Below are 20619 nucleotides of genomic sequence, written 5' to 3'. Positions count from 1 at the left end.
CGACGCCCTCAGCTCTGAGCGGTCACCGTCGCTTCGTGCCGCACCGGGAAGTTCATCGAGTTCGCGATGAAGCACCACGCGTTGGCCTGGGCGTGCGCACGCTCGGCGGCGTCGATCATCGATGCGTCGGCGACCACCACGGTCGGCCGCAGCATCACCTCGACGAAGGCACCGCCGCCGGCGCCGTCCTCCCGCATCATGCCACTCGCCTCGTCGCGGTAGGAGACGACGACGACCCCGGCGGTGACGCAGGCGTGCAGGTAGGAGAGCAGATGGCATTCGGAGAGCGACGCGAGGAGCAGGTCCTCCGGATTCCACCGGGACGGGTCGCCGCGGAAGGGCTTGTCGGCGGAGGCCAGCAGCTCAGGCTTGCCGGCCACCTCGATCGTCACGTCTCGCCGATAGTCGCGGTACCCGCTGGTGCCGGACCCGCTGTTTCCCGTCCACGTGGCGGTGAGCGCGTAGCGATGTTCGCCGAGGACGTGCGGGGCGGAGTTCGAGGCCATGAGGAGAGTCTGCCACTCGTCTCCGACACTCGTGACGCGCGGGGAGGGATGAGGGTCAGGCTCCCCCGACGATAGGCTGAGGAGGTGTTGGAGACTCTCACCGTTCAGGAATCCGTCGAGCTCGCCGTCGTCGAACGCAGCGGCTTCATCGAGTCCCGCCATGCGGGGGCGGCGGTGGTGCTGTCGCCCGATGGCGAGGTCGTCGCACGGCACGGGAACGCTGATGCGCTCATCCTTCCGCGCTCGAGCCTCAAGCCGCTTCAGGCGGTGGCCTGCATCACGGCGGGCGCCGTGCTGGAGGGTGAGCACCTCGCCCTCTCCACCGCGAGCCACACGGGCACCGACCGTCACGCCGACGCCGTGCGCGACATGCTCACCCAGGGCGGATTGACCGAGGATCACCTCGGATGTCCACCGGCGTGGCCGAGCGACACCGCCACGAGGGACGAGATGGTGCGCGAGCACGGCGAACCCGCGCGCGTGCGCATGAACTGCTCGGGAAAGCATGCGGCCATGCTCCGCGCCTGTGTCGCGACCGGGTGGGCCACGCAGGGCTACCTCGACCCGGCGCACCCGCTGCAGGCGCACATCCGCGAAGTGATCGAGCGCCTCACCGGCGAGAAGATCGCCCACACCGCGATCGACGGATGCGGCGCCCCCGTCCACGCGATGACCCTCACCGGTCTCACCCGCTCCATCCATCGCATCGGCACCGCGTCGGACCGCTCCCCGTTCGCCCTTCACCGCGTCGCCGGATCGCTGGTCCGCGCCGTGCGGGAGAATCCCTGGACGATCGAGGGCCCGGGGCGACCCGACACGATCGCGATCGAGAAGCTCGGCGTCTTCACCAAGGGCGGAGCGGAGGGCGTCATGGTCATGGTCGCACCGAATGGCACGACCGTCGGCCTCAAGATGCTCGACGGTGCCGCGCGAGCGTCCACGATCGTGGCCGCGACGCTGCTGGCTCGCGCGGGCGCAGTGAGCGAGTCCGACGTGGCATCTCTCGCCGATGCTCTGCCGCTGGCGGTCCTCGGCGGTGGAGGCGAAGTGGGCACGGTTCGGCCCGGCTCCGGCATCTGAGCGCACCGACGGGCGCCGCCGGATCACGAAGGCTCCCCCGCCCTCGCACGCCGGAACTCACGGCGCGACCTCGGCGTTGATTCTCCCGGTTTCGACGGCCGCGCCGACGCCGGCTCGAACGCGGGAACGCTCACGCGCGTGATGCTCGGAGCGCCGCGCAGCGACCAGGCGCGGCCCGCGTGCGGGCGCGCGTACGGAGGAAGCTCTCGGATGCCCGCCAGCTGCCGCAGCTCGTGCGGATTCTCCGCCCGGATCACCACCTCGCCCTCCGCCCGGATGCGGTGCCAGAGTGTCGCGTTGCGCTGCCAGGTCTCGGCATCCGCGACCAGGATGCGCGAGGAGACATCGCTGGTCGAGACGACGCCGACGGGAACGATCTCGCGCTGAGGATGATCAGCCCGCAGACGGGCGATGACCACCGGCGCGTGCGCGGTCACCACCGCACATTCCGCATCCGCGGGCACCCAGTTCGGGGTGGTGAGGACTGATACCTCCCGCTCGCCACCGTGCATGTCATCCTCGCCCGGCACTTCCGCGCTCCAGACGAGCTGCACCTCCCTGTCGTCGAACCGCGCTCTGCCGGCGGGCCGATCGCGCAGGAAGCCCGCGGCATCACCTCCGGCGGCGAGATGCTCGATCCTGCCGGGTATCCGCAGGAGTGCGCGCCGCGGCAACGCCTCCATGACGCGAGCGAGCGCGCCTGTCGCGCGGGCGGCTGTCATCACGAAGGTCGTCCTGTCACCCGCCCGAACGATGAGCTCCCAGCGACGGAGGAACTCCTGCGCGTACTCGACCGGCAGACGCGCGGTGACCAGATCGACATCGTCGCTCAACACCAGTCGCGGGAGCGCGGTGGTCCCGCTCGCCCAGGCGTCGATCAGATCCCAGGCACCCTCGGGATCATGCGGTGTGCACACGACATGCGGGGCCTGCGAGGCGAGCGCCCGCAGAACGGAGGTTTTTCCGGAGCCCGACGCGCCGAGCACTGCAAGACCGCGCTCTTCCCCGACCCGCAGAAGCTCGAGGGGCTGCGCCTGACGCTCAGGATCATCGGCGCGCCCGAGCACCAGCACACCTGTGCCGGCGTCACCGATGCGAGGACCGTCGGCGATCGCCTCGGCCAACGGAAGCACTTCGGGGAGCGCCGGAAGCCATGGGCTGCTGGGGCGCAGATCATCGCGCCACCGAACGCCGACGCGTTCCACCTCGAGGGAGTCGGCGCGGGCGACACGCAGGAGTCGAGGCTCGACATCTTGAGGGCGGCGCACGAACCCGAGTCCTCGCGACTCCGCTCCTCCGAGGATCTCGGCAGCCGCCGTGGTGCCGATCATCAGACGACTGTCGGCGGGGTCGCCGACGCGCAGGCTGATGCGCAACGGGCAATTCGCCGCCAGCGCGTCTCGCACGACACCCGATGCTCGCTGCGTACCGAGTATCAGGTGCATTCCGAGAGCGCGTCCGCGCGCAGCCACATCGGTGAAGACCTGGCCGAGGTCGGGATGCTCCTGAAGGAGCGCCGCGAACTCGTCGACCACGATGACGAGCCGCGGAAGACCGATGTCGGCGCTGTCACGCACACCCGCCGCCGCGAGCCGCGCCTCGCGGCGCCGGATCTCCGCCGTGAGGCTGGCCACTCCTCGACGAGCCCCATGTTCGTCGAGGTCGGTGATGACGGCTGCCACCTGCCGAAGCGCCCGGAGGGGCTCGAAAGCCGTTCCGCCTTTGAAGTCCGCGAGAACGAATGTCACCCGGTCGGGACCGTGCTCCTGCGAGAGCGCGGTCACCCACGACACCAGCAGCTCGCTCTTGCCCGTTCCTGTGATGCCGGTGACGATCGCGTGCGGTCCGTCCTCCACGATGTCCACCACGACGTCACCATCCGCAGACCGTCCGATGACAGCGGGCAACCCGTTGACGCCGCGCCTCTGCGCGACATCAACGAGAGCGACGCGCTCCGGCACCCGACTCATCGCACTGCGATGATCGCCGACCCCGACGGCGATCTGGGTGATCTGATCGGCTGACAAGGCCTCCACGGCGACGTCCGCGCTCCCCTGCGGCGTACGGACGACGGCGCTCCCGAGCTCGACGACATCGATGACCGTGGTGATCCCATCCGGGATCTCGGCGTCCGCCGTCATGAGCCAGATCGTCGCATCCGCTCCTCTGTCGCTCCCGGAGGCCGCGCACACGCCCAGCCGGAAGCTCGCCTCCTGCGGACGCTCGGCATGCGGGAACCCGCTCACGGCGAGCCTCTCCACACCCTCTCCGACGACTGCCAGGTGCCCCGGCCCATATCGCAGGCACAACTGGGCCACGAGCGCACGCCCGACCGCCGAGACCTGTGGCGCGGGGCCCCGCAGACAGATCCCCCGTCCCAGCGGCACGCGCACCGGCGCGCGCAGCAGTGTCCCGCACCGCCTCTGGAAGTCACGAGCGCGCTCCCCCTCCCCACCGCCGGCTCGGAGGCTCATCGCGACCGCTCCGCTTCCCACCACCACCTCGGTCGTGTCATCCGGTGCCCCCACGCCCCGCAACGGAGTCTGCGTCAGAGCGGCCGCCGCGTCGGGATGGCGCTGCCATTGACGAGCTCGTTCCTCATCGTGCCGCCGTATCAACTCGGTCTCGGCCGCTGCCCACCCCGCTGCGACATCGGCCTGCTCCTGCCGACGATCCCGGCGTCGCGTGCGGGCGCCGTCCCACAGGGAGGCGACAAGCATCATCGGGCCCAAGGCCGCGAAGCACAGCGCGTAGAGCGAACCGGACACGAGCCACAACACCACGCCGGCAGCGATCGGCACGAGCGCGGCGACCAATGGCAGAGGCGGCCGACGAGGCGGGCTGGGCGGTGACGGAAGAACGATCGGGAGGGAATCCATACCGACCATTCGACTCGGTGATCCCCCTGGATCCCGAGCCACTCACACCCTCAGGCTGCTATTCGGCGGTATCGGCATCCGTGGAGGAGGAGTCGTCGCCCTCCGGCTCTCCCACCTGGACGATGACGAGAGTGACGTTGTCACGCCCGCCGTTCTCCAGGGCGGCAGCGAGCATCGCGTCCACCGCCGGACCCGGCTCCGCGTTCTCGCGCAGGAAGTGCTGGATCCCGTAGTCCGTGAGCTCCTTGGTGAGGCCGTCGGAACAGATGACGAATCGGTCACCGGCGCGCACATCGATCGTGATGTAGTCAGGTGCCGTGAGCTCACTGGCGCCGACAGCACGGGTGATCACGTTGCTGTAGGGATGACCTTCGGCCTCTTCCGGGCTGAGCTTCCCTGCAGCGATGAGCTCCTGCACCACAGAATGGTCCGTGGTCACCTGCACCAGCCGATCATCACGAAGGAGGTACACCCGCGAGTCGCCGATGTTGAGCGCGACCCACTGCGGCGCGTCGGTCGCAAGGTCGAGGAAGACACCGGTGAGGGTCGTGCCCGTTCCCTCATCCGTCGTCTCGGGATGGTCGGCGATGTCGCCGACCGCCCGCTCGAGTGCGCTCTCGATCTCCGGACGGTCGACTCGTCCCTGCGTCACCACGTCCTGCAGGCGGGTCACGGTGCTCTGGCTGGCGATCTCTCCGCCCGCGTGGCCACCCATGCCGTCCGCGACCACGAACAACGGATAATCCGCGAGGAACGCATCCTGATTGGTCTCGCGGCGGCGTCCCACGTCGGTCGCACCGGCCCAGGACAGCAGCAGATGGCGCTGCGAAACCGTGACGCTGCGCGTCGTCGTCGTCGTCTCAGCCACGTACTGCCTCCGATGGATCTGCGGCCTGTCGGGCGGTCGCAGCGTACTCACACATCGTAGTGGAACGCCTGTTCGCACTCACACTCGCGCGCCCGGATCTTCGGGAAGGGGGAACAGTTCGTCGATCATCGCGCGCTCGTGGGCGTCGGGTCTCCATGCATCGCCCGCCTGCGCATTCGCTTCGATCTGCGCCACCGAGGTCGCCCCCGCGATCACGCTCGACACCAGCGGATTCGCCAGCAACCAGCCGAATGTCGCCTGAACCATGGTGATCCGGCGTTCAGCGCAGAACTCCGCGAAAGTCTCGAGTGCGTCCCAGGGCGCGTTCTCCCACACGTGACGACGGCTCGACATGATCCGGCTCGCTGCAGGCCCGCCCTCACGCGTGAACTTGCCGGTGAGCAGGCCGTTGTGCAGCGGGAAGAAGGGGAAGAATCCGAGCCCGTAGCGCTCGACGGCAGGGAGCACCTCACGCTCCGCCGCACGGGCGAGCAGCGAATAGTGGTTCTGCGCCGAGACGAACCGGCCGGTGGATCGCAACTGCGCGGTGAACTCGGCCTCGGCGATCTCCCACCCGGAGAAGTTGGAGTGTCCGTAGTAGCGGATCTTCCCCTCCCGCACCAGGTCATCCAGAGCATCCGTCGTCTCGGCGATCGGCGTCTGCGGATCGGGCAGGTGCAGCTGGTAGAGGTCGATCCAGTCGGTGCGCAGACGGCGGAGCGACTCCTCGACGGCTCGACGCACGTAGCGCCGTGAGCCGCGCCCTGCCGGGAAGTCGTACCCCATGTCGCGTTCGTGCCCGAACTTGGTGGCGAGCACCACGCGATCGCGCCGTCCTTCCAGCGCCTCCCCCATCAAGGTCTCGCTCGTGCCGGCGACCGCACCGTACATGTCGGCGGTGTCGAACAGGGTGATCCCGTTCGCGATCGCCGCATCGATCACCTGCCGCGTTCCGGCGAGATCCTCCGTGGCGGTGCCCGCGCGACCGAAGTTGTTACAGCCGAGGCCGGTGGGCGAGACGAGCAGTCCGGACGCGCCGACACGGCGCTGCGACATGACCATGCCCTCCACGTTATCCCAGGGACCGTCATGTGGATGTCCGGAACGCGGCGAGGCCCCCGACCGGAGTCGAGGGCCTCGCATCACATCTCTCAGGCCGGAGGCTGAGTGGGGTCCGTCGGAGGTACCGGCGGAGCTGCCGGGGGCGCCGGCGGCGTGGTCGGCGGTGCCGGCGGAGCGGCCGGGGGTGCCGTGGGCGGAGCCGGCGGGGTGACCGGAGGCACAGGACCACCCGGCGCGGGTGCGGCCGGAGCGGCGTAACCCGGCTGCGCCGGTGGCACGTAGCCCTGCGGTGCGGGCGGCGTGTAGCCCTGCGGGGCCGGAGGCGCGTAGCCCTGCGGGGCCGGAGGCGCGTAGCCCTGCGGTGCGGCGCCGTACCCCTGCGGAGCGGCGGCGGCCGGCTGCACGGGAATGCCGTCCCAGACGGTGCGGTCACCGAGGAAGCTGTTGCCGGCCCACGAGGCGGGCTGGATGTTCGGGTTCCAGCGCGACTTGTCGAAGGCGTTGATGCCCAACCAGACGATGCTGAGGAACACGTACAGAACGACCCACACCGCGTCCTTCTGAAGCTTGAGCCCGACGCGCCACGCGGCGAGGACCGACAGCACCGCGAGAGCAAGGGAGAACGCGTAGCCGACGCCGATCCAGCTGAGGAGCGCAGCGCCGCCGATACCGTAGAGCACCAGCCACGGGCTGAGGTCGCCGAGCTTGAAGAAGATCATCACGTTGTACACCGGGACCCAGGCGCGCCATGCGCCCTGGACGCCGGCCTTCTGGAAGATCTTCATATAGAAGAGCGAGCCCAAGACGTATCCGGCAAGACCGATGATGACGCTGAAGATGATGAGGCCAGCGAGCGCGGCCAGATATCCCGTGTCGTAGTAGGAGTCCATGATCCCCTCCGGATCTGAAAGAACGGTCGCGATTCACGCCGCGACACCACAATAGCGGTGCCTGAACGCACCGGGCAACGACACATCGGCCACATCGTGGGCTGCCGTGGCGCTCGTCTACTCTGCGACGACGAGTTCGAGAATGCCGGGATCCTGGGTCGGACGGAACAGTATCCCCCGGCGATCCGCCCACGATCGCAAGGTGCGCAGGGAACCGATTCGGGGCCGGTCCTCCGCCAGAGCGCGTGTGAGCAGTCCCTTGGACTTCTTGTTGAAGTGGTTCAGCGCGCGCGAACCACTCTCGTCGTCCGTGACCACCCGGACGTATGCCGACGGGATCGATGACGGGAGGGGACCCAGCGCGACGTAGGCCTCGCTCCGCAGATCCAGGATGAACGGCGGCTCCTCGGCAGCGATGGCGGCCGTGGTCGCGTCCGACCAGTGCCGGCGCAGGGCGGCGACACCGGGGAGAGAGGTGCCGGCGGCGAGACGGTAGACGGGGATCTCATCGAGGGCGCCGAGCGGGCCCAGCGGTGCACTGTGGATCCAGACGTGTTCACCGAGCCATCGACGCGACGCCTTCGACAGCGAACCCGCATCGAGCGCATCGAAGAGAACGCCTGTGTAGCGATCGACGGCTGGCATCGTCGCAGCGGTCCGGAGCAGCCGGTTGTGGGCGATGTCCCCCATCTGACGCGCGCTCAACTTGAGGGTGGCGCGCGCAGCGTCTTCGTCGGCGGCGAGATCGACCAGCGCGTCGACGACCGCCGATCGCTGATCGTGCAGCGAGGGAAGAGCGAGCGCGGCGAGATCGAGCGCAGGACCATCTCCACCCGTGCGCTTCGTCTCCGATGGCGGGAGAAGGATCTTCATGACACCTCAGGGGATACAGACGCGTCCGCCTCGGAACCCTGTATGGGGTCCGAGGCGGACGCGTCGAGATGAACTTCTCAGGCGATGAGAGCCGCGTTGCCGGCGACGATCGTCAGGGTGTCGCCCTCCATGGAGAGGAACCCGTCCTGTGCGTTCGCCAGCACCTTGGTGCCATCCGTCTGGGTGATGCGGACCTGGCCTTCGGCGAGGATGGCCAGAACGGGCTCGTGCCCGGTCATGAAGCCGATCTCACCCTCGACGGTCTTGGCGACCACGAGGCTCGCCTCTCCCGTCCAGACCTCCGCGTCCGCGGAGACGAGGCTGACATGCAATGCCATGGTCAGCTGTTCTCCTTCTGGATGCGAGCCCAGTTCTCTTCGACGTCGGAGATGCCACCGACGTTGAAGAACGCCTGCTCGGCCACGTGGTCGAAGTCACCCTTGGTGATCGCATCGAAGGACTCGATGGTCTCCTTGAGCGGGACGGTCGAACCCTCGACGCCCGTGAACTTCTTGGCCATGTAGGTGTTCTGCGAGAGGAACTGCTGGATGCGACGTGCGCGCGACACGACGATCTTGTCTTCCTCGGAGAGCTCGTCGACACCGAGGATCGCGATGATCTCCTGCAGTTCCTTGTTCTTCTGGAGGATCTGCTTGACGGTCGTGGCGACGCGGTAGTGGTCCTCGCCCAGGTACCGGGGGTCCATGATCCGCGACGTCGAGGTCAGCGGGTCGATGGCCGGGTACAGACCCTTCGACGCGATCTCACGGGAGAGCTCGGTCGTCGCGTCCAGGTGGGCGAAGGTGGTCGCCGGAGCCGGGTCGGTGTAGTCATCGGCCGGCACGTAGATCGCCTGCAGCGAGGTGATCGAGTGACCACGCGTCGAGGTGATGCGCTCCTGGAGCACACCCATCTCGTCGGCGAGGTTCGGCTGGTATCCCACGGCCGACGGCATACGGCCGAGCAGCGTGGAGACCTCGGAACCTGCCTGCGTGAAGCGGAAGATGTTGTCGATGAACAACAGCACGTCCTGCTTCTGCACGTCACGGAAGTACTCCGCCATCGTCAGAGCCGACAGGGCGACACGCAGACGCGTTCCCGGCGGCTCGTCCATCTGGCCGAACACAAGGGCCGTCTTGTCGAAGACACCCGCCTCTTCCATCTCGTGGATCAGGTCGTTGCCCTCACGGGTACGCTCGCCGACACCGGCGAACACTGACACACCACCGTGGTCCTGCGCGACGCGCTGGATCATCTCCTGGATGAGGACGGTCTTGCCGACACCGGCGCCACCGAACAGACCGATCTTTCCACCCAGCACGTAGGGGGTCAGGAGGTCGATCGACTTGATGCCGGTCTCGAACATCGTGGTCTTCGACTCGAGCTGGTCGAAGTTCGGAGCCTTGCGGTGGATCGGCCAGCGCTCGGTGACCTCGATGGTCTCGCCGGGCTCGAGGTTGAGCACCTCGCCGATGACGTTGAAGACCTTGCCCTTGGTGACGTCACCGACGGGGACCGAGATGGCCTCACCGGTGTCGCGAACCTCCTGGCCGCGGACGATGCCGTCGGTGGGCTTGAGGGCGATGGCACGAACGAGGTCGTCGCCGAGGTGCTGAGCGACCTCGAGCGTGATCTCGACGGACTCGTCGGCGATCGTGATCGTGGTCTTGAGTGCGTTGTAGATGTCGGGAATCGAGTCGTGCGGGAACTCGATGTCGACAACCGGACCGTTGACGCGTGCGACGCGCCCGACGACCGCGGTCGCCGGCTGGTCAGCCGTGGCGGTGGGGGTCATTTTCGTCTCTCTCCTGATGGTCTATTAGCTCGACGAGAGCGCGTCGGCGCCGCCGACGATCTCTGCGATCTGCTGCGTGATCTCCGCCTGGCGCGCATTGTTGCGCAGACGGGTGTAGTCGGTGATGAGCTTGTCGGCGTTGTCGCTGGCCGACTTCATGGCCTTCTGCGTCGCGGCCTGCTTGGCGGCAGACGACTGCAGAAGAGCGTTGAAGACGCGGCTCTGGATGTACACCGGCAGGATCGCGTCCAGCACGGTCTCGGCATCCGGCTCGAACTCGTAGAGCGGGTAGATGGTGTTCCCCGCCTCCGATTCGTCGGCTTCCGAGATCTCCAGCGGGAGCAGACGCAGGGATTCCGGCGTCTGCGTCATCATGCTGACGAAACGGTTGTACACGAGGTGGATCTCGTCGAGTCCGCCGTCTTCCCCGCCCCGGGTGAAGTCCTGCAGAAGTGTCTGCGAGATCTCCTCGGCGGTGTGGAACGACGGCGTGTCGGTGTCACCCGTCCACTCCGCAGCCGCCGCGATGCGACGGAACTGGAAGTAGCCGACGGCCTTGCGACCGACCAGGTAGAACACCGGCTCCTTGCCCTGCCCACGCAGGAGCTCCGCCACCTCGAGACCCTCACGGAGGATCTGCGAGTTGAAGGCTCCTGCAAGACCGCGGTCCGAGGAGAAGATCACGACCGCGGAGCGGCGGATCGTCTCAGGCTCGCGGGTGAGCGGGTGGTCGACATTCGAGTGCGTCGCGACGGCAGACACGGCCCTCGTCACGGCTCGCGCGAAGGGGCTGGACGCTTTGACGCGTGCCATCGCCTTCTGGATGCGCGAAGCCGCGATGAGTTCCATCGCCTTCGTGATCTTCTTGGTCGTCTGAGCAGAAGAGATCTTCTGCTTGTAGACCCTGAGTTGAGCGCCCATGAAATCAGTACCTCACGCGGTTACGCGCGACGACCCTTGACGATCTTCTCCTGGTTGACGTCGTCCGCCTCGGCAGCCGCGTGCTCCTCGTGGCCGGGAGCGCCGATGCCGGCACCCTTGCCACCCTGGAACTCCAGGATGAAAGCGTCGGTGTGCTTCTCGAGCTCTGCGACCGTGTCGTCGTCGAGGACGTTGGTCTCACGCAGCGTGTCGAGCACCTTCGTGTTGCGACGCAGGTAGTCGAGCAGCTCGCGCTCGAAGCGCAGCACGTCGGAGACCTCGAGCGTGTCGAGCTTGCCCTTGGTACCGGCCCAGATCGAGACGACCTGCTCCTCGACGGGGTACGGCGAGTACTGCGGCTGCTTGAGCAGCTCGGTCAGACGCGCACCGCGAGAGAGCTGACGACGCGAAGCCGCATCGAGGTCGGAGGCGAACATCGCGAATGCCTCGAGCGAGCGGTACTGCGCCAGCTCCAGCTTCAACGTGCCCGAGACCTTCTTGATCGACTTGACCTGAGCGTCACCACCGACTCGCGAGACCGAGATACCCACGTCGACCGCCGGACGCTGGTTGGCGTTGAAGAGGTCGGACTGCAGGAAGATCTGGCCGTCGGTGATCGAGATCACGTTGGTCGGGATGTACGCCGAGACGTCGTTGGCCTTGGTCTCGATGATCGGGAGACCCGTCATCGATCCGGCGCCGAGCTCGTCGGACAGCTTCGCGCAACGCTCCAGCAGACGGGAGTGCAGGTAGAAGACGTCACCCGGGTAGGCCTCACGGCCCGGCGGGCGGCGCAGGAGCAGGGACACGGCACGGTAGGCCTCGGCCTGCTTCGACAGGTCGTCGAAGATGATGAGGACATGCTTGCCGCCGTACATCCAGTGCTGGCCGATGGCCGAACCGGTGTAGGGCGCCAGGTACTTGAAACCGGCGGGGTCGGATGCCGGAGCGGCCACGATCGTGGTGTACTCCAGGGCGCCGGCCTCTTCGAGCGCACCCTTCACCGAAGCGATGGTGGAGCCCTTCTGACCGATCGCGACGTAGATGCAGCGGACCTGCTTGTTGACGTCGCCCGACTCCCAATTGGCCTTCTGGTTGATGATCGTGTCGATCGCGATGGCCGTCTTGCCGGTCTGGCGGTCGCCGATGATGAGCTGACGCTGGCCACGGCCGACGGGGATCATGGCGTCGATCGCCTTGATACCGGTCTGCATCGGCTCGTGCACCGACTTGCGCTGCATGACGCCGGGCGCCTGCAGCTCGAGGGCACGGACGCCCTCGGTCGCGATCGAGCCGAGTCCGTCGATCGGGTTGCCGAGCGGGTCGACGACGCGACCCAGGTAACCGTCGCCGACCGGGACGGAGAGGACCTCACCCGTGCGGGTGACTTCCTGACCTGCCTCGATGCCGGTGAACTCACCGAGGATGACGACACCGATCTGGTGCTCGTCGAGGTTGAGAGCGAGACCCTTGGTGCCGTTGGCGAAGGTCACGAGCTCGTTCGCCATGACGCCGGGCAGGCCCTCGACGTGCGCGATTCCATCCGCGGCATCGATGACGGTGCCGACCTCGGTCGCCGCGGCCCCGGTGGGCTCGTAGGCGGCGGCGAAGTCCTTCAGCGCGTCACGGATGACGTCGGGGCTGATCGATAGTTCTGCCATTGTCTTCCCTTTGTATCTGGGTGCGCGGTTCCCCGCGCGAAGTCGTGTTAGCCCGCGAGCTTCTGGCGAAGGTCGGCGAGTCGAGCGGAGATGCTGCCGTCGATGACGTCATCGGCGATCTGCACGCGCAGACCTCCGACCACGGCAGGGTCGATGACGACGTTGAGCGATACCTGACCGTCGTAACGGCGCGAGAGGGCGTCGCTGAGACGGGTGCGCTGAGCCTCGTCGAGGTCAGATGCCGTGTGCACCGTGGCCACCACGCGGCCGCGCTGACTCGAGACGATACGCATCGCCCGGTTCAGCAGCTGACGGATCCGGCGCTCGCGCGGCTGGCGCACGAGCGACGAGACGATGAGGGTCGTCGGGGCGCTGCTGGAGCCGTCGACGAGCAGTCGCTCGACGAGTGCGCCCTTGGCGTCCCCTCCCCCGAGCCGGCTGCCCAGCGCGAGTTCCAGCTCGGCGTTGGCGGCGATCACGCGGGAGAATCCGAAGATCTCACCCTCGATGTCGATACCGGGCGACGAGATCGCCGCCGCGCGGATCGCGAGTTCCTCGATACCGTCGACGAGTTCACCCGCACTGGACCAGCGCTCGGCCACGGCCGTGCTCAGAACCAGACGGGATCCTTCGGAGAGGCCACCGAACACGGCGCCGACCACGTTCTGCCGCGCCGTTGCCGGCGCGGCAGGATCGGCGAGCGCGCCGCTCAGCTGAGACGAATCGCCCACTGCCCGTGCGGCTGCGAAGAGCTCCCGCGCGGTCTCGAGGGTGACGTCCTTCGCTGCGGCAAGCGCCTGGGTGGATGCCGCGAGTGCCTGAGCGGTCGCGCTGCCCATTACTGAGCCGCCTTCTCGGATGCCTCGAGCTCGGCGAGGAAGCGGTCGACGACTGCCGTCGCCCGAGCGTCGTCGGAGAGCGTCTCGCCGACCACGCCACCGGCGAGGTCGAGAGCGAGGGAACCGACCTCGCTGCGCAGGGAGACGAGAGCGGTCTGACGCTCGGCTTCGATCTGCGTGTGCGCGGTCGCCGTGATGCGAGCGGCCTCGGTGGTCGCTGCGTCCTTGGCCTCGGCGACGATCTTCTTGCCGTCCTCACGGGCGGCCTCGCGGATCTCACCAGCCTCGGTGCGTGCCTCGGCGAGCTGGCGGGTGTACTCCTCGAGTGCCGCCTCAGCCTGCTTCTGCGCCTCATCAGCCTTGGCGATGTTGCCCTCGATCGCGGCGGACCGCTCGTCGAGCATCTTCGTCAGCTTGGGAAGTGCGACCTTCCACACGACGACCAGGATGATGATGAACCACAGGCCCGACCAGATGATGTCGTACCAGGCGGGGATGAGCGGGTTGTTGACCACGCCTTCCTCAGCCGCGAGGTTCGTGACAAGAGCGTTCAGCATCCTGTCTCCTTCTGAAGTCGGTAGGGATTACGGGAAGGGGATGAATCCGACGGCGATGCCGACGAATGCAAGCGCCTCGGTGAAGGCGATACCGATCCACATGAGGACCTGAAGGCGACCGGCCAGCTCGGGCTGACGAGCGACACCCTCGATCGTCTTGCCGACGACGATACCCACGCCGATTGCCGGGCCGATGGCCGCGAGGCCGTAACCGACCGACGCGAGGTGGCCGTTGATGTCTGCGAGAACCGTAGTTGCGTCCACGGGTTTTTCCTTTCGTTGGGTGGGAAGGCTGTTGCCTGCCCGCTCAGTGCTCTTCTGCGACCGCGAGCTGGATGTAGACCGCGGTGAGGACGGTGAAGACGTATGCCTGGAGAACGGCGACCAGAATCTCGAAGAGAGTGAAGGCGCCGCCGAAGGCGAGGGTTCCGACACCCAGAGCGGCCCAGCCGCCACCTGCGGTGAAGAAGAAGAACTGGGTCGCCGCGAAGCAGAGGACCAGGATCATGTGGCCGACGACCATGTTCATCAGCAGTCGCAGGGTGAGAGTCACCGGGCGGATGATGAAGGTCGAGAGAAGCTCGATCGGCGTGACGATGATGTAGACCGGCCACGGCACTCCGGCCGGGAACAGCGCGTTCTTGAAGAACTTCTTCGGGCTCTTCTTGATACCCGCGTAGATGAAGGTCACGTAGCTGACCACAGCGAGCACGAGGGGCACCGCGATGATGCTCGTACCGGCGATGTTCAGGAACGGGATGATGCCCGTGATGTTCATGAACAGGGTCATGAAGAAGATCGCGGTGAGAATCGGGAGGAAGCGATCGCCGTCCTTGCGGCCCAGGAGGTCGTGGGCGATGTTGTTGCGGACGAGACCGAGCCCCATCTCCACCAGGTTCTGGAATCGGCCGGGAACGACGGACAGTCGTCGGGTTCCGAGCCAGAGGATCAGCACCACGGCGATCACCGAGAGCAGCTGCACCAAGTGGATGCGGTGCACGGGGATGCCGGCGATGTTGAAGAGGATCTCCGGGAAGAACTCGTCGATCGAAGGGCCGTGGAACTCGCCGTCAGAGGCGAGTCGAGGGATCAGGGTCGCAGCAAGATTAAACAGCGCGGGCTCCAGCTTCGGGGCACCGGTCAGAACCGGCGCGACGATGGTCGGTGTGCTTCACTGCGCAAGCGCTCGCGGGAGAGCGGCGGGCACATGTCAACACTATCAGAGTCAGATGGTGCGCGAGTCCGCCGGGCCCTCGTCCGCAGGCTTGTCCGGCACGATGTGATGCCGTCCGGGGGCACGGTCCTCCGGCACCACGGTGGGCAGGGACACGCCCGGCGCGCGGTCCTCGGGAACCTCGGTCGGCAGCGAGACGTCGCTGACGTTGGGCAGACGCATCTTCGTGAGCACGAGCACATCGATCACGAGCGACATGATGACGCCGGCGACGATGGAGAGGAAGAACACCATGGGGTGGATCCACGGCTGGCCGCTCAGCACGATCATGACGACGACGAAGACACCGAGCTTGAGGAGCCAGCCTCCGAGCACGATCGCGAAGAAGAGCTGCACGTACAGGGGATCGCCGAACCAGCGGTTCGCGATCAGGATGCTGATTCCGGTGATCGCGAGGAAGAGCATGGCGAGCAGCACGCCGAGCAGGCCGCTCACGAGCCCCTCCCCTCCGCCGACCAGGAAGCCGACGACGCCGGCCACGACCGCGAGGATCACCGTCGCGACCGCCGACCAGATCAGTGTGCGGCGCAGGATGGGGTTGCTGGACACGGGGTTCGGGCTCATCGGGACTCCAGGGAGGTCGGATCGGGCTCTTCAGTCGGCACAGGCTTCCTGCGCCGGGACGGCATGAGGGTGATCAGCAGGCAGGCGACGATGCCCACAAAGCCGAAGCCGACTCCCGGGAGGTATTGGCCGGGCCAATCCTCTCTGGCGCCGATGTACATCAACAGGACGGCGAGCGAGATCACGGCCGTCCACGCGTAGAAGATGATGACCGCGTCGCGGTCGCGGTGCCCGAGATCCAGCATCCGATGGTGCAGATGCTTGCGATCGGGCGAGAACGGCGACCGGCCGGCGCTCATCCGTCGCAGCACCGCGAGCCCGAAGTCGAGCAGAGGGAGGAGCACGACAAGGAGCGGGAGCAGGATCGGGAGGAAGGCACCGACCAGCTGCGATCGGCCGAGGCGCTCGGGATCGAGCGCCGACGGGTCCATCTGACCGGTGATCGAGATCGCCGACGTCGCCATCAACAGACCGATCACGAGGGCGCCCGAGTCGCCCATGAACAACTTGGCGGGGCTCCAGTTCAGGGGCAGGAAGCCCAGGCAGGCACCGATGAGGACCGCCGCGATGAACGTGGAGAGGTTGAAGTAGCTCGAGGCGCCGGAGTCGCGCGTGAAGATGTACGAGTAGGCGAAGAACACGCCGTTCGAGATCAGGCAGACACCGGCGACGAGTCCGTCGAGTCCGTCGATGAAGTTCACGGCGTTCATCACGATGACGATCGCGAACATCGTGATGGTGATGCTCAGCCAGCTGGAGACGACGAAGAGATCACCGAACGGCAGCGACAGGATCTGCAGCCCGCCACCGACCGTGATGATTCCCGCTGCGAGGAACTGCGCACCGAGCTTGATCATCCAGTCGATGTCCCACAGATCATCGACCACGCCGATCACGGCGATCAGCAACGACGCACCCAGTATCGACCACATGGTCTGCGGTGGGATCCAGATGCTCTGGAAGAACGGGTTCGTGGCGGAGACGCCGAATGCGATGGCGATGCCGAGGAAGATCGCCACCCCACCCAACCGGGGGGTGGGCGTCGTGTGCACGTCGCGCTCCCGGATGCCGGGGTACAGCTTGAACCGCAGGCTCAGCCGCCAGACCGCCCAGGTCAGCGCGAGAGTGATCGCGGCGGTGAGGATGATCGTGAAGAGATACTGCTTCACGAATCCCCGTCCTGGTGCTCCTCCTGTGCGGCGTCCGCCTTCGGCCGCACCTCGGGCTGCTCGGGGCGCACCTCGGGCTCGAGGACATCGCCGAGCACCTCCTGCAGCTGCTCCCGGGTGACGACGCCGTGCCGGAGGATCCTGATGACGGCGGGCTCGCCGTCGGAGCCACCGCGCACGAGCGAGGTCGCGTCCACGATCGTCGAGGCGATGCCGTCTTTGCTCAAGCCGTCGGCGAGGTACACCGCGACACTGTCGCCCAGCATGCGCTCCGCATCGAGGGCCGAGATCGCCGCATCATGCCCCGTGAGATTCGCGCTCGAGACGGCCAAGGGGCCGGTCTCGGCGAGCAGCTCGAGGGCGACCCGCCCCTCCGGCATGCGGACCGCCACGGTGCCGAGTGTCTCTCCCAGGTCCCAGACGAGAGAAGGCTGCGCGGGGAGCACGATCGTCAGTCCGCCGGGCCAGAATGCATCGACGAGACGCTGCACAGGCTCCGGCACCGACTCCGCGAGCGCTGTCAGGGTGTCGGTCGAGCCGATCAGCACGGGAGGCGGCTGGTTGCGGCCACGCCCCTTCGCGTCGAGGAGCTTCTGCACGGCCGCGGGCGAGAACGCATCGGCGGCGACGCCGTACACGGTGTCAGTGGGCATGACGATGAGTTCGCCGCGGGCGATCGCCTGGCGTGCGTGCCGCATTCCGGCGAGCAGCTGTGCCTCGTCGTGGCAGTCGAAGATGGAGGACATGACGGTTCGATTCTATCCGGGGTCGGTACCGCTGATGCTCGGAGCGGCCTGATCAGGGTCGCAGCGCCGTCGTGGCGCGGTCGCGGAGGGTCAGATCGCGATGCGTGGCGGCCGCGCGCCAGCCATCGGCGGTCAGGACTTCTCTGATCGACTCGCCCTGCAGCTCGCCGTGCTCGATCACGAGCAGGCCACCGGGACGCAGCAGTCTCAACGCACGTCCACTCAGCACGCGGACGATGTCGAGCCCGTCCGCTCCCCCGTACAGAGCCATGGCGGGATCGAAGAGCCGCACCTCCGGGTCACGAGGGATCGCCGCATCGGGCACGTACGGCGGGTTCGAGATGACCACGCTCGCCGTGCCGTCCAGCTCGGGGAACGCCTCGGCGAGGTCGGCGAGCACCAGCGTCAGGTTCTCGACCCCCTTCACGTTCTTGCTGGCCCACACATGCGCATCCGCAGACAGCTCAGCCGCGAAGATGCGTGCGTGCGTGACCTCCGTCGCCATCGCCAGCGCGATCGCACCGCTGCCGGTTCCGAGGTCGACGCCGATGGGGGCGGGGTCCGAGGAGAGGAGGAGCGCATCGATCGCGAACTGCACGACGGTCTCGGTCTCGGGTCGCGGCACGAACACCCCGGGTCCGACCTGCAGCTCGAGATGGCGGAAGGGTGCGGTGCCCGTGATGTGCTGAAGCGGCTCCCGGGCGGCACGACGGAGGACGAGCACCTCGAGGCTGTCGGCGTCGGCCTGCTCGACTGCGTCGCCACGGATGAGTGCGGCCTGGACTTCGCCGCGACGAAGACCCAGCACATGGCCGGCGAGGAGCTCGGCATCGACGAGGGGATCCTGCACGCCGGCGTTCGCGAGACGCTCAGCTGCGCCGCGGACGAGAGCCGCCAGAGAGTTCACAGACATGACCTCCAGCGTAGAGCGCCCGCGGGTGTCACAATGGCGACCCCCTGTGCCACCTCGCATAGGCTGGTGCCGCAGCGTCCCCGATCAGGAAGGCTCCCCCATGTCCGGCATCCATTCCGACATCACGACCGCTTTCGGCAACACCCCTCTGGTGCGGCTCAACGCGGTCACCGAGGGCCTGGGCGCCACCGTGCTCGCCAAGCTCGAGTACTACAACCCCGCCTCGAGCGTGAAGGACCGCATCGGCATCGCCATGATCAATGCCGCCGAGGCCTCGGGCGAGCTGAAGCCCGGCGGAACGATCGTCGAATCCACCAGCGGCAACACCGGCATCGCACTGGCCATGGTCGGCGCCGCCCGCGGGTACAAGGTCATCCTCACGATGCCCGCCTCGATGTCGAAGGAGCGGCGCGTGCTGCTCAAGGCCTTCGGTGCGGAGATCGTTCTCACCGACCCGACCAAGGGCATGAGCGGCGCGATCGAGGTCACCAAGCAGATCGTGGCCGACACCCCCGGCGCCATCTGGATCCGCCAGTTCGAGAACGCCGCGAACCCGCAGATCCATCGGGAGACCACGGCACCGGAGATCCTGCGCGACACCGACGGAGCCGTCGACATCTTCATCGCCGGCGTGGGCACGGGTGGCACCGTCACGGGCACCGGACAGGCTCTCAAGGCCGCGAAGCGGGGTGTGCAGGTCATCGCCGTCGAGCCCAAGGACTCCCCCGTTCTCAGCGAAGGCCACCCCGGTCCCCACAAGATCCAGGGCATCGGCCCGAACTTCGTGCCCGACATCCTCGATCGCGAGATTCTCGACGAGATCATCCCGGTCGAGTTCGAGGACTCGTTGCGCGTCGCCCGCGAGCTCGCCGCCAAGGAGGGTCTGCTCGTGGGCATGTCCTCCGGGGCTGCCGTGTGGGCGGCACTCCAGGTCGCCGCGCGCCCCGAGAACGCCGGCAAGACGATCGTCGTCATCGTGCCCGACACCGGGGAGCGTTACCTCTCCACCGCGCTGTTCGAAGATCTGCGCGAGGAGTGAGCGCTCGACGCGGCGCGATCGCTCGAATCCGCGAAGACATCACCGCGGCGAAGCTGCGTGACCCTGCGGCGCGCAGCAGAGCCGAGGTCGCGCTCCTCTACCCCGGTCTGCACGCCATCTGGGCGCACCGCGTGTGGCACGCGCTGTGGCGGCGGGGCTTCCGTCTTCCCGCGCGCGCGGGCTCGCAGGTCTCCCGCTGGCTCACCGGCATCGAGATCCACCCCGGCGCCGAGATCGGTCGCCGCTTCTTCATCGACCACGGGATGGGTGTCGTGATCGGCGAGACCGCCGAGATCGGCGACGACGTGATGCTCTACCACGGGGTCACCCTCGGAGGGCGGACCCGTGACTCCGGCAAGCGCCATCCGACCATCGGCGACGGTGTGGCCGTGGGCGCCGGGGCGAAGATCCTCGGACCCATCACGATCGGTGCGGGCTCCGTCGTGGGCGCGAACGCCGTCGTGACGCGTGACGCGCCCGTCGACAGCATCCTCATCGGCATTCCGGCGAAGCCACGTCATCGGATCGTCGGCGAAGACACCCGGGCCCTGCTCACCGCACCGGACTACGCGATCTGATCGCGAGGGGCTCAGCGGCGACGTGCCTCTTTGACCTTGCGCTTGATGAAGATCATCGGCAGCAGCACGGTTCCGAGCGCGGTGATGAGCCAGACGATCACGGATCCGAGGATCCATCCGGCCGCGTCGACGATCCGGAGCCCACCGATCGGGAGCAGGACGACGATCAGCAGCGCGATGAGCGTCGAGAAGATGCCGATCCCGCCGAGAAGAACGGGCGCGTAGCGATCAGCGAGCTTGCTGATCCACGGAGAGAGGATGCTCTGCAGCAGCGCGAAGATGAGGATGCAGAGCACGAAGCCCCACCACTTCGACCACTCGATCTGGAAGCCGTCGAGCACGAGATCGGCGACGATGAGTCCGAGACCGGCGGAGAGGATGTAGATGGCCGTGCGGAACAGGAATGTGATCACGCGCCGAGCCTAGCGCCACCGCGGGTTCTCGG

22 protein-coding genes are annotated in these 20619 nt (G+C 67.4%); 3 read left to right on the top strand and 19 right to left on the bottom strand.

Annotation, left to right across the window (positions count from 1 at the left end):
• Window positions 1-8: 8 nt before the first annotated feature.
• Window positions 9-506, bottom strand: a complete 498-nt coding sequence (locus tag P0Y60_08950) for an OsmC family protein (protein ID WEK59521.1) — start codon at window positions 504-506, stop codon at window positions 9-11.
• An 84-nt stretch (window positions 507-590) separates the two neighbouring features.
• Between P0Y60_08950 and P0Y60_08945 the strand changes: the two genes are divergently transcribed.
• Window positions 591-1586, top strand: coding sequence for an asparaginase (locus P0Y60_08945; protein ID WEK59520.1), 996 nt, complete (start codon window positions 591-593; stop codon window positions 1584-1586).
• Window positions 1587-1609: 23 nt separating this feature from the next.
• Here the strand turns inward: P0Y60_08945 and P0Y60_08940 are convergent, their stop codons facing one another.
• The 17 genes from P0Y60_08940 to prmC form a co-directional block, all read right to left on the bottom strand.
• Window positions 1610-4465, bottom strand: coding sequence for an FtsK/SpoIIIE domain-containing protein (locus P0Y60_08940; protein ID WEK62829.1), 2856 nt, complete (start codon window positions 4463-4465; stop codon window positions 1610-1612).
• Between the two features lie 58 nt (window positions 4466-4523).
• Complete coding sequence (locus P0Y60_08935; GenBank protein WEK62828.1) at window positions 4524-5333, bottom strand: protein phosphatase 2C domain-containing protein; 810 nt, start codon at window positions 5331-5333, stop codon at window positions 4524-4526.
• A 78-nt stretch (window positions 5334-5411) separates the two neighbouring features.
• A complete protein-coding gene (locus P0Y60_08930) occupies window positions 5412-6395 on the bottom strand; it encodes an aldo/keto reductase (GenBank protein ID WEK62827.1) in 984 nt (327 codons plus the stop codon).
• Between the two features lie 89 nt (window positions 6396-6484).
• Window positions 6485-7285 (bottom strand): large exoprotein, encoded by an 801-nt coding sequence (locus P0Y60_08925; GenBank protein WEK62826.1) that lies wholly within the window; start codon window positions 7283-7285, stop codon window positions 6485-6487.
• A gap of 117 nt (window positions 7286-7402) precedes the next feature.
• A complete protein-coding gene (yaaA, locus tag P0Y60_08920) occupies window positions 7403-8158 on the bottom strand; it encodes a peroxide stress protein YaaA (protein WEK62825.1) in 756 nt (251 codons plus the stop codon).
• A 77-nt stretch (window positions 8159-8235) separates the two neighbouring features.
• Complete coding sequence (locus tag P0Y60_08915) at window positions 8236-8496, bottom strand: F0F1 ATP synthase subunit epsilon (protein WEK62824.1); 261 nt, start codon at window positions 8494-8496, stop codon at window positions 8236-8238.
• Window positions 8497-8498: 2 nt separating this feature from the next.
• Complete coding sequence (gene atpD / locus P0Y60_08910; GenBank protein WEK62823.1) at window positions 8499-9953, bottom strand: F0F1 ATP synthase subunit beta; 1455 nt, start codon at window positions 9951-9953, stop codon at window positions 8499-8501.
• A 24-nt stretch (window positions 9954-9977) separates the two neighbouring features.
• Window positions 9978-10874, bottom strand: a complete 897-nt coding sequence (locus P0Y60_08905; GenBank protein WEK62822.1) for a F0F1 ATP synthase subunit gamma — start codon at window positions 10872-10874, stop codon at window positions 9978-9980.
• A 20-nt stretch (window positions 10875-10894) separates the two neighbouring features.
• The gene (gene atpA, locus P0Y60_08900) at window positions 10895-12535 is read right to left on the bottom strand and encodes a F0F1 ATP synthase subunit alpha (protein WEK62821.1); all 1641 of its coding nucleotides are present in this window, start codon (window positions 12533-12535) and stop codon (window positions 10895-10897) included.
• 47 nt (window positions 12536-12582) lie between these two features.
• Window positions 12583-13374, bottom strand: a complete 792-nt coding sequence (locus P0Y60_08895) for a F0F1 ATP synthase subunit delta (protein WEK62820.1) — start codon at window positions 13372-13374, stop codon at window positions 12583-12585.
• Window positions 13374-13931, bottom strand: coding sequence for a F0F1 ATP synthase subunit B (locus P0Y60_08890; GenBank protein ID WEK62819.1), 558 nt, complete (start codon window positions 13929-13931; stop codon window positions 13374-13376). The genes P0Y60_08895 and P0Y60_08890 overlap by 1 nt, the downstream gene beginning before the upstream one ends.
• A 27-nt stretch (window positions 13932-13958) precedes the next feature.
• A complete protein-coding gene (gene atpE, locus P0Y60_08885) occupies window positions 13959-14195 on the bottom strand; it encodes an ATP synthase F0 subunit C (GenBank protein WEK62818.1) in 237 nt (78 codons plus the stop codon).
• A gap of 43 nt (window positions 14196-14238) precedes the next feature.
• Window positions 14239-15045, bottom strand: a complete 807-nt coding sequence (gene atpB / locus P0Y60_08880) for a F0F1 ATP synthase subunit A (protein WEK62885.1) — start codon at window positions 15043-15045, stop codon at window positions 14239-14241.
• A gap of 111 nt (window positions 15046-15156) precedes the next feature.
• Window positions 15157-15729 carry a hypothetical protein gene (locus P0Y60_08875; GenBank protein ID WEK62817.1) on the bottom strand — a complete coding sequence of 191 codons (573 nt, stop codon included), beginning with the start codon at window positions 15727-15729 and terminating at the stop codon, window positions 15157-15159.
• Window positions 15726-16898, bottom strand: coding sequence for an MraY family glycosyltransferase (locus P0Y60_08870; GenBank protein ID WEK62816.1), 1173 nt, complete (start codon window positions 16896-16898; stop codon window positions 15726-15728). Before P0Y60_08870 ends, P0Y60_08875 begins: the two co-directional genes overlap by 4 nt.
• The gene (locus P0Y60_08865; GenBank protein ID WEK62815.1) at window positions 16895-17644 is read right to left on the bottom strand and encodes an L-threonylcarbamoyladenylate synthase; all 750 of its coding nucleotides are present in this window, start codon (window positions 17642-17644) and stop codon (window positions 16895-16897) included. The genes P0Y60_08870 and P0Y60_08865 overlap by 4 nt, the downstream gene beginning before the upstream one ends.
• Before the next feature lie 52 nt (window positions 17645-17696).
• Window positions 17697-18557, bottom strand: a complete 861-nt coding sequence (gene prmC, locus P0Y60_08860; protein WEK62814.1) for a peptide chain release factor N(5)-glutamine methyltransferase — start codon at window positions 18555-18557, stop codon at window positions 17697-17699.
• 100 nt (window positions 18558-18657) lie between these two features.
• On the opposite strand from prmC, the gene cysK reads away from it, so the two are divergent.
• Both cysK and cysE read left to right on the top strand, forming a co-directional pair.
• On the top strand, window positions 18658-19596 hold the full coding sequence (gene cysK, locus P0Y60_08855) for a cysteine synthase A (protein ID WEK62813.1): 939 nt from the start codon (window positions 18658-18660) through the stop codon (window positions 19594-19596).
• Window positions 19593-20174, top strand: a complete 582-nt coding sequence (gene cysE, locus P0Y60_08850) for a serine O-acetyltransferase (GenBank protein ID WEK62812.1) — start codon at window positions 19593-19595, stop codon at window positions 20172-20174. The genes cysK and cysE overlap by 4 nt, the downstream gene beginning before the upstream one ends.
• A gap of 11 nt (window positions 20175-20185) precedes the next feature.
• Here cysE and P0Y60_08845 read toward each other — a convergent pair whose 3' ends face one another.
• Window positions 20186-20587, bottom strand: coding sequence for a phage holin family protein (locus P0Y60_08845; protein ID WEK62811.1), 402 nt, complete (start codon window positions 20585-20587; stop codon window positions 20186-20188).
• Window positions 20588-20619 lie beyond the last annotated feature (32 nt).

Source organism: Candidatus Microbacterium colombiense (assembly GCA_029203165.1).
GTDB classification, from domain to species: domain Bacteria; phylum Actinomycetota; class Actinomycetes; order Actinomycetales; family Microbacteriaceae; genus Microbacterium; species Microbacterium colombiense.
This window is presented reverse-complemented; position numbering and strand designations above follow the sequence as displayed.